The organism is Rhodoferax sp. (genome assembly GCF_037143375.1).
Lineage (GTDB): Bacteria > Pseudomonadota > Gammaproteobacteria > Burkholderiales > Burkholderiaceae_C > Rhodoferax.
Window position 1 is genome coordinate 1 of sequence record NZ_JBAWYV010000097.1, and the last position, 12,130, is coordinate 12,130.

The window sequence follows — 12,130 nt, forward strand, 5'->3', positions numbered from 1 at the left end:
AAGGCCAACGCAGAGGGCAACGCGCGTAAACAGAAGGACTTTAAAAATGAATTCAACATGGATATTCAGTAAATTGGGGGAAACATTAAGGCGCTGCCTGCCAGAAAGGGGGACGTCATCAAGCCAGCCGCCATCGCCGTGGACGACAGTGGCGTGATGCCCACGTGTATTTGCTGAATAAAAGTGTGATGTCGCAATGGAAAACGCTTACTAACTTGCTTTTAATTAAAGCTTTAGCCCCCCTACAGAGCGAAATTACATCTATTTTGATTTTTATCCTTAAATTCTAACTGATGCTTTTTTGACTGCTTTAGGGCTCCATTTGCGTTGCATCCATAGAATTTGCTTTTGGCGGGGATCGCTGTTGCCTTCTATCCCCTTTCAACTGGCAAAAACTTATAACCCCAATTTATCTCATGTGCGGACCCTCTCGATGTAAATTGGGGTTGAACAGTCGCAGCCAGCGACCGCTTTTTGGATCCTTGCAAAAAGGCCCCCGGCCCAGGCAAAGCAGCCTGGGCCAGTGGCCTTGAGCGCGTCAACTCAGGTCAGCTCTACGCTTCTTCGGCGAGCGCGAGCTGAGTTAAATCCGGGGCCTCCATGACCTCCACCGACCAGCTTGGATACTTGCTGCCAGACGTTATCAGTCGCACCCACAGCACTTCGCAGCCATTGACCAGTTCTGGCGTGGTCGTCGCTTCAGCCAGAATGGCCCCCGGTTTGACATGTACTTCAAAAATCGCGGTGAAACGGTCGGTCTTGCCACGCAATATCAGCGCTGGAAAAATCCGGTTCAGCAACGCACGCGTACGCTCCGGAGCTTGGCTGTCATTCAAAAACGCATCCACTACCGTTGACAAATCAACCCCCAGCTGCAGCCGAATCGCCGCCTCGTTCATGTCCGCCATCTCCAACGCCAGCAGCCGACTGCGCTCACCCAGCTCCAGCACATCGGTGCGCGTTTTGCTGTACTGCGCTTCCAGCAACGCATCGTCGACATCAATGTCCCTTAAGAGCCGCGCCAGCCGGGCTTGACTGCGCTGCGCTTTCTCCAAGTCCTGCTGCGCGGATTGCAACTCCGCCTCGCGCCCGCCAGCCAAGCGTTTGCGCAACTGCGCGCGGTAGTGCTTGACGACGCCCACCGACAATACATGGTCTAACAGCCAGCGCAGCAGCACCCGCAGGCCTTTAATGGAGACGTAAAGGGGTTGGCGCCCCACCAAGCCGACGTTGGTGGCGTGCTCGCACTGAATACAGTGCATCGTGCCAGCATCGGTGCGTGAATGGTGGCATGACAAATTAACACCGCAGGTGCCACACCGAAACACCCCCGCCAGCGGGTGTTTGCCACCACCATACGTGGCACGCGGTCCTTTGACGCCCTTGACCAACACACCTTCTACCGCCGCCGGACTTCGTTTGCCCATGGCTTGACAGATATCCCAGTCCGCCGTACTGACCAGCGCAAACTCGCTCATCATGCGCTGCGCCTCGCGCCGCGCATGGGTTTTAGTCTCCGCAAAATTGACTTGGTAGACCCCTTTGTAGACAGCGCATTGGAGTAACCGCCATATCGCGGCGGCCCGCCAGTAGAGCGGCGTCTCGTCCGTTTTTTGTCGTGATGTAGGGACGCTGCGCCCGTTGAGAATGGCCGCTATTTGATTCAGGCTCATGCCATTTTTGCGGTTGAGAAAAATTTCGCGCACCACCGTGGCCTCATCTTGACAGACCGTCCAATAGCAATGCCCGGAGGCATTGCTGCGCAGCACATCTTTTTCATAGCCATAGGGTATCGCGGTAATCATGCTGCCGCGGTCAAATTCGCCTTGCATGCTGCGCCCAACCCGGTGTCGAGTCTCATCGACAAAAAACTCAGAAAACACCGACTTGATGCCGAACAGCAACTGTGAGGTCGGGTGCTCCGAGTCCAGACCGTCCGCAGTCAGCAGGCGCACCCGGTGGTCCTTGAGTTCGTCAAAGAAATTGAGTGACTCTTTGGCACTGCGGGCGAGGCGGCATTGCTGGTCACAAATCAGCACATCGACTTCGCCGTTGCGAATCGCTGCGCGCATCGCCTGGTACTGGGTGCGTTTAAGCGTCTTTTTGGCTTGGCCGGATATGGCACTGTCAGAAAAAATCAGTGACGGCGTGAGCTCCAAGCCGAAGCGGCGCGCGGTCTCACGGCACGTGTGAATCTGGTCCTCAATCGACGACTCTTTTTGGTCGTCTGTCGAGTAGCGGGCGTAGACCGCCACTCTCATGGCCATCCCCGCTTTTTTGGGACTCGTGACGAGTTGGTTTTGACAACAGGCGCTTGCGGCGCCCGCGATGGGGGTTTGAGCACTGGGGCCCTTTTGGGAAGAACGATTTTGCATTTTTCAGTCTCGCTGTCATGCGGTTTAAAAGAGGCAGCGATGTCTGTTAATGCGTCGATCAGATCCAAAACTTCGGGAATGATCTTCATGGTGTTCCAGTCTGGAATAATGTTTTCTACCTTGTGCTGCCAGCCCGGTAGTCCCCTATCTGGGACTTGGGCCACTGATGTATAGCGAGAAGGACCGTCGCAGTTGGTTGCGGCGGTGCTTCGCGCTATTTTTTTCGCTCGTACTACGTTGTGAGCGCGCGCGGGGTCAACGCAATGACGTTGGCCGGTAGGTCTTGTGCCCGCGGAAAAGGCGCGCCAACCAGCGGCCTGACCCCTTCCACCCGTATCACCCGCAAACCCGCCGGCGCGCTGGCATGGTCGAGCGGGCGCCCATGCAGTTGGCGCACGACATCGTCGGCTTTGATATTGATGTAGCGCAGCAGTTGCGAGATGGTTTTGTGACCGGTGATGACCTGCAGGACCGGCAAATTGCCATGCAGCTCCAACGAAAACCGGGTCGCACAGGTGTGTCTGAAATCGTGCAGCTTGACGCCCTCGATGCCGGCGCGCTCGCAGACGCGGTTCCAGGCCGCCTTCAACGCTTCATAACTCAGCGGCAAAATCTGGGCTGTGGGCAACCAGGCCTCGGCCCCTGCGGCTTGCGCCATCGCCTGCAGCTGCAAAATGACGTCCATCGCCCCCGGGTTGAGCGGCACGTCACGCCAACCGGCCTTGGCTTCTCGCAGCCGCAGGATGCAGCGCTCTCCATCAAAATCACCCCAGGTCGCCGCCACCAGGGCTTCGGAGCTGCGCATGGCAGTCTCCAGCAACAAAGCCAACGCCGGGGCCACATACGGGTTGTGGCAGGTTTTGAGCGCTTCGCACAGCACACCCCACTCTTTGTTGGTGAGCACGCGGTCGCGCCCGTTGTCGATTTTGGGCAGCTTGATGCCCTCGGCCGGATTGCGCGCTGGCTCAATCCAGCACCAGGCCTGCTTGGCGTAGTTCAACACGCGGCGTAGCATGGCCCGCTCCAAACTGATGGTGGCGGCGCTGTAGCCGTCCTGAATCATCAGGTCGACCAGTTTTTGAATTTCATAAGCGCGCAGGTCAGCCACTGGCGTGGCCGCCAATTTTTGCCGCTGCTTGTCACTGAGCAGCGTGCGCTGGGCCTGCTTGCTGCGGTGCGCCGCCAGCCCGGCGGGGATTTTTCTAGCCACGCGCACGGGCACGTCCTGGATGCGCCACAGCAACAAGCTGTCGCTTGAGGCGCCCTCCTCGCTGCGGGCCGACACCAGTTTCAGTTCGGGCAGGCCGGCGCAGCGCAGGTAGCGGTTGATACGACACGCGTCTTGCTTGGCGGCCTTCAAGGAGGGCAAGCGCTCCAGCGCATAGTCGCGCAGCGCTTGCGCCAACGTGGTGCGCCAAGGACCCGAGAGTGCCGGCTTGCCTTCCGACTTCAGGCTGTGGGTGAGTTTTCCCAGCTCTTTGCCCGCAGCCGCTTCGCTGGCAAAACCGCGCCGGTAAATATTTTCACCTTTAATGCGCAGGCGAAAGGACCATTGGCTGCCTTCTTTGTAGGGTTTAGCCATGGGACACCTCCCGGCACTGAGGGTGCGCCGCTGGGGCTGCGGGACGACTGGGCGCCGCACCCGGGGTGGGGCCGGCGGCTGGGCCGGCATTGAAATACGAGGACCAAAATAAAAACATGAACAACTCCGATAAGGTGGAGTTGCGTATAGCGTTGAGTCGTCGTTTTTCTGAAAAACGTCCGTTCGAGCGCAGTCGATCGCACCGAAACGCACCCGCTGCCCAATGACAAAGCCCCGTTTTTGGCAGGGATTTGGCAGAAGGGCGAAAAAAAAGCGACCTTTGAAGGGGTCGCTTATTTCATTTTCTCGCTAACCTGTTGATTAGTAAGAAGATTTCTTGGTGGCCCGGGGCGGAATCGAACCACCGACACAAGGATTTTCAATCCTCTGCTCTACCGACTGAGCTACCAGGCCAAGCCTCAAATTATAGCAGCTTCTTTTTAGCTACCAAAATACTGATTTTCATCCATCAGTTCGCGCTGCGTTTACCTCGCGTTAAATCAACGCCTAACTGTTTCAGTTTGCGGTAAAGATGTGTTCGCTCCAGCCCAGTTTTCTCTGCCACCCGTGTCATGGATCCATTTTCCTTGGCAAGGTGGAATTCAAAATAGGCTTTTTCAAACTCGTCCCGCGCCTCGCGCAAGGGTTTATCGAGCATGAAACTTTGCTGCGATTGAAGTCCAGTCTCTATTCCAACCACTGAGGACGACACCACGACAGCACCGGGCTCTGCGACCAAAAATGCAGGTTGAGCCATTAACGGCGCAGCAGGCTTGCGCAGTGCGCCGCGCGCCAACCCTTGTTCTACGGCTTTAAGCAGTTTTTGCAGGGTGATGGGTTTCTCCAAAAATGCCAAAGCACCAATTTTTGTGGCCTCCACCGCAGTATCAATGGTGGCATGTCCACTCATCATGATGACGGGCATGGTCAGTGCACCGGTCGTGGACCACTCCTTGAGGAGCGTCACGCCATCGGTGTCGGGCATCCAGATGTCGAGCAGCACCAGATCAGGCCGATCTCGCAAGCGCGCAGCCCGGGCTTGAGCGGCGTTTTCGGCCACTTCAACGTTATGTCCTTCGTCGTTCAAAATTTCCGACAAGAGATCGCGGATGCCGAGTTCATCGTCAACCACCAGTATGTTTGCCATGATTTATCGTGTCCCTTGAATGTGCGCGAGTTGCCCGGCTAGGCCGGTGTGCCACGTGCGATGGCGAATGATAACGACACTTGCGCGCCTGTCACGGTTTCGCCATCAACCCGGTTGGCTATATCAACGCGGGTGCCGTGTTCGTCGGCAATTTTCTTGACCACGGCTAATCCCAAACCGGTTCCCCGCACTTTGGTGGTGACGTAGGGCTCAAAGGCCCTCTTGAGTATGTGCTCCGGAAAACCCGTGCCGCAGTCAATCACACTCAGGCGCACTCTTGCGTTGGTTTCACTGCATTGGGTTTTGACAATCACACTGTGCTGGGCATCGGTAAATCCAGCGGACTCCGTGGCGTCTTGAGCATTCTGGAGCAGGTTATGCAGCACCTGCCTGAGTTGCTGGGCATCACCCAACACCTTGGGGCTGCGGGGGTCCAGTTCCATCAGCACCGGCACCTGTGCGGTTTCGATGGCATACAACTGCAGCACTTCAGTCACGAGATTATTTAAATCGATTGGCTTCAGTTCGGCAGCAGGCAGACGCGCGTAGTCCCGAAACTCATTGACCAGACGCTTCATGGCGTCGACCTGGTCCACAATGGTTTTGACTGACTTGGTAAGCAAGGCCTGTTCGGGGGGTGCCACCTTGCCGGTTAACTTCATCTCCAATCGTTCAGCGGATAACTGAATGGGCGTCAACGGGTTTTTGATTTCATGCGCCAGTCGTCGAGCCACCTCGCCCCAGGCCTGGGAGCGTTGCGCGGAAACAATTTCGGAAATATCATCAAAGACCAATAGCCTTGTAGCCCCCGGAAGCTCTGCGCCTCTAGCTACTAAAATAATAGCATTATCGGCTTGCCGACCCGTGAGCGCCGCAGCCGAGTTACCCAACTCAAACGATTGCTGCCAGTGGTCCAAACCGTGTTCTGCTTGCTCGCCTAAAAACGAATCAAACTGGGCCTGCACGCTTTCGCCAAAGGTTTGCATGCCTTCAACGTCGGCCAGTCGACGGCCCTCGCAGGCGGCCAGCGGCACCCGCAAAATTCGCGTGGCGCCTGGGTTGGACGACAGGATGACCCCTTTTGCATCCAGCACCATGACGCCTGCGGTGAGGTTGTCAAGAATGGTCTGCAGGTTGGCCCGTGCGGCATTGACCTGTTCCATACTGGCCTCCACAGAGGCCCTGGCATCGGCCAACTGCTGCGTCATGTCTGAAAACGACCGGGTCAATCCATCCAATTCGTCACGTCCCTGCAAGGAAGCTTTCGGCGTCAAGTCGCCCGCAGCCACTTGACGCACGCCGTCGGCCAGCAATAGCAAAGGGCGTGCAATCTGATTGCCCAAAACAACCGCCAGCAAGACCGCGCCAAACACGGCCAAAAACAAACTGAGGGTCAGGGTACCAATGTACATTCGTCGCAGCCCATCGCGGGCCAGCGCTCGCTCCTGGTATTCCCGGTTGGCTTCTGTCACGGCCATCGCGTTGGCCACCAGCGTGGGTGGCAAGTTTTGCGTCACCAATAAAAACCGGGGTTCGCTGAGCAATCCGTAACTGGTGCTGCTGACCAAAACCAGGGCTTTGATTCGGGCGTTGACCGCCACACCGGGCACGGCATCGTCTAGCCCTTCTATCCAGGTGAGTGACCGTTGTACACGCGCATTGCGAAACTGCTGTGGGCTGGGTTTGTCCGGGTTGAGTTGGTAGCGGGACTGCCCTGCCGCCGCAATCAATTGCCCTGAGGCACTCCACAAAATCAGGTCGCTCGCCCCTAACTGTTCTCGGGCGCGCTCCAAAGGCAAAGCGGCACTGGCATCCTGCGCATCGGCCAGTTGCACAGCGGAGGCGCGCGACTTGGTGGCCAAATCACTTGAAAGTGTCTCGAGGGTTACGCGTCCGAGGTTCAAGCCCGCCTCCAGTGCACCTTCGACCTTGACGTCAAACCAACTCTCAATCGAACGCGACACGAACTGGTAGGAAACCGTGTAGATGAGTACGCCCGGTGCAAACCCGGCCAGCGCAAAAATGGCGGCTAACTTAACCAGCAAGCGGCTGCCAAACTTACCTTGGCGCAGACGCTTCGCCAAGCGAAAGGCAATCCAGAGAATAACGACCAGCAACAAGCCAGCGACCACCATATTGAGCGTGAAGAGACGTGCGTAATTGCGCTCATACATGTCGCGGTTGGTGGTGGCCTGGGTCAGCAGAAAAAGCAACACAAGCCCCACCGCCACCATGGTGGCCAGCCCGGTTCCCAGGGTCCAGCGCAAGGCTCGAGAACTACGCAGGGAAAACCGAACAGCCAAATCAGTTGCAGGCCTGACGTCTTTCACTTGGCAGCTTCCAGAGCCAGTGGCCGACGGATGGTTGCAGAGATGTCCCAGTCAGTCTGCCCCAAGGTTCCAATTTGCAAAGGACGCGGAAGTTGCGATGCATCCAGGCGAAATCGAAAATCAACAAGATGGCGTTGTTCAAGATCAATCTCGGACGTGTCCGCTATTTTCCAGCGCGACAGCCGCTGTATGGCGGCCAAGGCGTCGGGCAAGGCGTCAAAATTTTGGTTGAGCGCCATGCCCAAACCGGCGTTGGTAATCAGACCGGAGGCCACGTTCAAGCGCCACCGACGTGTCAGGGGCTGGTAGGCCAAGCGCATGTGACGCTCAGCACTCACAACCTTTTTATTCGTCCAATACCACCGCTCGCGCATGACCTCTGCTTCGGCGACAAAAATAAGGGCCACCCCTTTGAGTAGCGCTTCTTCGACAGCGGTTGGCAATTCGAATTTAATGGTGGCCGTCAGTAGCACCGAGTCACCGGCTCGTTCCAGCTTCAAGAGGGAAATTTCAGTGGCAGGCGCATCAGCCAACGCCGCACCCGGCGCACCCCAAACCAGGCAGGCACAGGCCAGCAGGCCGATCAGGTCAAGCCGTGCGCTTTTCAAGCAGTGCGTAATAAAAGCCATCGTGGTCACAAGCTAGATTGTCTGGTGTAGCGTCGCCACTGGCACCATTTATGGGGATTAAATGTCCCGGCGAAGGCAGCAAGGCGGCTTCGGTGTTGTGCTTAAGAAACGTTTTAATCTGATCTTCGCCCTCGGCCCTGAAAACCGAACAGGTGCAATACAAAAGCCTGCCACCGGGCTTGACCAAGGGCCACAAGGACTTGAGAAGCCGAGCCTGAATCGCGCCCAACTGAGCAATGTCAGACTCACGACGCAACCAGCGCACATCGGGGTGCCGCCTGACAATCCCTGAAGCGGAGCAAGGCGCGTCCAGCAGAACAGCGTCAAACAACTGGCCATCCCACCAAGCCGCAGGATTGCCTGCATCCGCCGCCAGCACTTGCGCCTGCAGGCCCAAGCGCTGAAGGGTTTGGTGAATTTTTTCGCACCGAATCGGGTCCACATCGAGTGCGCTGACCTGGCAATCTGCGAACTCCAAAAGGTGGGCCGTCTTGCCTCCAGGGGCGGCGCAAGCATCAAGCACCCTAAGCGGCATCGCCGACGTAAGGCCCGACAGAAGTAGCGGTGCCGCCAACTGTGCCGAGGCATCCTGCACCGACACCACACCGTCAGAAAAACCTGGCAAGTCGTTGACTGGCTTGGGTTGCACCAAGGTTACGCCCCAGTTTCCTGCTGCTGTGGCACTCAGCCCCGTGTCCTGCAGCGTTTGCAGATAGTTCGATACGTTTGTACGCCGTATGTTGACCCGTAAAGTCATAGGTGCGTGGCGGTTATTGGCGGCAAGGATGGCTTGCCAGCGTGTAGGCCAATCTTTTTGGAGGCGGCTAATCCACCACTTGGGATGATTCCATACCGCCACAGGGTTTTTCTCGGTGTGTGCCACCAAAGCCTCACGCTCGCGCAAGAAACGACGCAGGCAGGCATTGATAAAACTGGCTTGCGCCTGGGTCTCGGCACTCCGTTTGGCCGCCTCAACCGCCTGATTGACAAGGGTAAAGACTTCGTACGGCGCATCTTCTTCATGCCACGCCAGTGCCAGTGCCGTGCACAGGAGGGCATCGGCGGGTGGTGGTGGTGAACGGCTTGCGAGTTGCTGCCTGAGCGATTCAGCCCGCCCTAGCGAGCGCAGCACGTGAAAGGTCAACGACTGAACGCCTGGGCGAAGATCGGCGGGAACTTCGGCCAGGGCCGCCGTTCCAGACACACCGGAACGAATTGACTGCAAAACGGAAGCCACTTCCTGAAGTTGTCGCCACAAGGGAATCTTTTGTTCGTTCACGTCCATCTTCAACCCTATACCGGCATCGCCGGCTTGAAACCAAACACCCAGGCCAGCAGAAGTGCCGGAAACTGATGAATGGCCTCGTTATAAATATCGACCCGTTTATTAAACTCGGCTCGGGCCACATCGGCCTGCACAGCAACATTTTCCCATTGCGTCTGCAATGGACCGGGTAGAGCGGAGCCCGCCAAATCAGGCGGCAAGTCTCGTAGCCTGGACCAGCACAAACTCAGTGTTTCAAGCGCAGTTCTCAGAGCCAGCATGGTCGCTCCATTAAGTGGCTTGGCGTGGGCCGCTTTCAAAGAAGCGTTGAACTGATCTGCTGCAGCAGTCAGACCTATCCAGGCGTGCGTCGCTTCGTCATGGCTATAAGGAACCTTGAGTTCAGGTAACTGCTCTTCGGCTAGCGGGGCATTAGCTTTAACGATCAACACATGTTGATTCAGCATTCCCTCTAGGGCAGCGAAAGCCGTAATGCCATGAGACCGCAGACGAACCAGGCGGTTGTAAGCACCCATCGACCAAAAAATCAACACAGCAATACTTACCCAGACCACGACGGAATCACTCATCTCATTCATGCTCCCGCTATTGACAATGTCAACTCATTTAAAGTTTTAATTAAAAACGCCTCAAGCCCCCGTATAAAGGGCGTGAGGCGCTATAACTTTAGCAGCAGTCGAGGGTTACTCGGTTGCTGTTCCTTCACTCGTTTCAGTCGCTTCTGCATCACCCGCCAGTTCGGCGGCTTCTGCGTCAGAGATGGCGCGACGCTCGGCATCGTCCATGTTCTCGCGAACAGCGCGGGCTTCGTGGTACGCCATGCCGGTACCGGCTGGGATCAGTCGGCCGACGATGACGTTTTCCTTCAGACCACGCAATTCGTCGCGCTTGCCCATGATGGCCGCTTCGGTCAGAACGCGGGTTGTTTCCTGGAAGGAAGCCGCGCTGATGAAACTGTCAGTGGACAGCGATGCTTTGGTGATACCCAGCAACAAATTGGTGAAACGTGCAGGGATTTTGTCCGCAGCGCGCAACGCATCGTTGGTATTGAGCATCTCGGAGCGTTCCACTTGCTCACCGTTGATGTAGGTGGAGTCACCAGCATTCTCAACCACCACCCGGCGCAGCATCTGACGAACAATCACTTCGATGTGCTTGTCGTTGATCTTCACGCCTTGCAAGCGGTACACGTCCTGCACTTCGTCCACGATGTAACGAGCCAACTCTTCCGAGCCGAGCAGACGCAAGATGTCTTGCGGATCGGCGGGGCCGTCCACAACACTTTCGCCCTTGTTAACCACTTGGCCTTCGTGCACGATGATGCTCTTTTCCTTCGGAACGAGCTCTTCCCAGACGGAACCTTCAGGGTCCGTGATCTGCAGACGAATCTTGCCTTTGGTCTCTTTACCAAACGATACGGTACCGGTCATTTCAGCCAGAACACCCTTGTCTTTTGGCGAACGTGCCTCGAACAATTCGGCAACACGCGGCAAACCGCCGGTAATGTCACGTGTTTTCTGACCTTCGATCGGGATACGCGCCAGCACTTCGCCGGGGCCCACATCCTGGCCGTCACGCACCTGCACCAAGGCACCAATCGGGAAGCCGATCGTCACCGAGTGGTCAGTACCAGGGATCTTGACCTCGTTGCCGGTCGCGTCAATCAACTTGACTTGCGGACGGATCACCTTGGCTGAACCGCGGCGTTTTGGATCGATGACCACCATAGTGGACAAACCGGTCACTTCGTCGACCTGTTTGGCCACCGTCAGACCTTCTTCAACATTCTCAAAGTGGGCCTTGCCCGCAAACTCGGTAATGATGGGGCGGGTCAATGGGTCCCAGTTGGCCAGAATCGTGCCTGACTTGATAGTCTGGTCCGCTTTCACAGCCAACACAGCGCCATACGGCACTTTGTGGCGTTCGCGCTCACGACCATGCTCATCATGGATCACGATTTCGCCAGAGCGGGAAATAACTACCTGCTCTTTTTTGCCATTGGTCACATAGCGCATCGTGGCGTTAAAGCCGATGTTGCCGTTTGACTTGGCTTCCACGCTGGAGGCGATGGCAGCACGCGATGCGGCACCACCGATGTGGAAGGTACGCATCGTCAACTGGGTGCCTGGCTCACCAATGGATTGCGCAGCAATCACACCGACGGCTTCGCCACCGTTGACCAAGCCACCACGGCCCAGATCGCGACCGTAGCACTTGGCACAGATGCCAAAACGGGTTTCGCAAGTCAGCGCGGTACGCACTTTGACTTCGTCAACACCGGCCACTTCGAGTTCGTCGATCAGGTCTTCGTCCAGCATGGCGCCAGCCGGGAACAGTACGGCGCGGTTTTCTGGATGAAGAATGTCTTCGGCTGCAGTACGACCCAAAATGCGGTCGCGCAAGGATTCGATGACTTCACCACCTTCGACGATAGCGCGCATCAGGTAACCCGCATGCGTGCCGCAGTCTTGCTCGGTGACGACCAGATCCTGCGTCACATCAACCAGACGACGCGTCAGGTAACCTGAGTTAGCCGTTTTCAACGCGGTATCAGCCAGACCTTTACGAGCGCCGTGGGTGGAGATGAAGTACTCCAACACGTTAAGACCTTCGCGGAAGTTCGCGGTAATAGGTGTCTCAATGATGGAACCGTCAGGCTTGGCCATCAGACCCCGCATACCTGCCACCTGACGAATCTGGGCGGCAGAACCTCGGGCACCCGAGTCAGCCATCATGTAGATGGAGTTGAACGACTCTTGCTGCACCTGGTTGCCATGGCGGT

The 12,130-nt window shown here is 56.9% G+C and carries 7 protein-coding genes, 1 tRNA gene and 1 pseudogene; all 9 read right to left on the reverse strand.

Annotated features, from left to right (window positions below):
- Positions 1–554 precede the first annotated feature (554 nt).
- The gene (locus WCG50_RS13460) at positions 555–2,267 is read right to left on the reverse strand and encodes a recombinase family protein (protein ID WP_336900116.1); all 1,713 of its coding nucleotides are present in this window, start codon (positions 2,265–2,267) and stop codon (positions 555–557) included.
- Between the two features lie 340 nt (positions 2,268–2,607).
- Entirely contained in the window at positions 2,608–3,957 is a 1,350-nt protein-coding gene (locus WCG50_RS13465; RefSeq protein ID WP_336900117.1) for a site-specific integrase, read from the reverse strand.
- A 338-nt stretch (positions 3,958–4,295) separates the two neighbouring features.
- A tRNA-Phe gene (locus WCG50_RS13470) sits at positions 4,296–4,371 on the reverse strand.
- A 55-nt stretch (positions 4,372–4,426) separates the two neighbouring features.
- Positions 4,427–5,104 (reverse strand): response regulator, encoded by a 678-nt coding sequence (locus WCG50_RS13475; protein ID WP_336900118.1) that lies wholly within the window; start codon positions 5,102–5,104, stop codon positions 4,427–4,429.
- 38 nt (positions 5,105–5,142) lie between these two features.
- Entirely contained in the window at positions 5,143–7,434 is a 2,292-nt protein-coding gene (locus WCG50_RS13480) for an ATP-binding protein (RefSeq protein ID WP_336900119.1), read from the reverse strand.
- On the reverse strand, positions 7,431–8,042 hold the full coding sequence (locus WCG50_RS13485) for a DUF4390 domain-containing protein (protein ID WP_336900120.1): 612 nt from the start codon (positions 8,040–8,042) through the stop codon (positions 7,431–7,433). The genes WCG50_RS13480 and WCG50_RS13485 overlap by 4 nt, the downstream gene beginning before the upstream one ends.
- Positions 8,023–9,348, reverse strand: a complete 1,326-nt coding sequence (gene rsmB / locus WCG50_RS13490) for a 16S rRNA (cytosine(967)-C(5))-methyltransferase RsmB (protein ID WP_336900121.1) — start codon at positions 9,346–9,348, stop codon at positions 8,023–8,025. Before rsmB ends, WCG50_RS13485 begins: the two co-directional genes overlap by 20 nt.
- 8 nt (positions 9,349–9,356) lie before the next feature.
- Complete coding sequence (locus WCG50_RS13495) at positions 9,357–9,917, reverse strand: LemA family protein (RefSeq protein WP_336900122.1); 561 nt, start codon at positions 9,915–9,917, stop codon at positions 9,357–9,359.
- Positions 9,918–10,031: 114 nt separating this feature from the next.
- Positions 10,032–12,130: pseudogene (locus WCG50_RS13500) on the reverse strand (DNA-directed RNA polymerase subunit beta'); the annotation flags it as partial.

What these genes read in the sequence shown, in the direction of transcription:
- WCG50_RS13460 (WP_336900116.1), bottom strand. Translation starts at nt 2,267, where the DNA reads ATGGCCATGAGAGTGGCGGTCTACGCCCGCTACTCGACAGACGACCAA.
- WCG50_RS13465 (WP_336900117.1), bottom strand. Translation starts at nt 3,957, where the DNA reads ATGGCTAAACCCTACAAAGAAGGCAGCCAATGGTCCTTTCGCCTGCGC.
- WCG50_RS13475 (WP_336900118.1), bottom strand. Translation starts at nt 5,104, where the DNA reads ATGGCAAACATACTGGTGGTTGACGATGAACTCGGCATCCGCGATCTC.
- rsmB (WP_336900121.1), bottom strand. Translation starts at nt 9,348, where the DNA reads ATGGACGTGAACGAACAAAAGATTCCCTTGTGGCGACAACTTCAGGAA.
- WCG50_RS13495 (WP_336900122.1), bottom strand. Translation starts at nt 9,917, where the DNA reads ATGAGTGATTCCGTCGTGGTCTGGGTAAGTATTGCTGTGTTGATTTTT.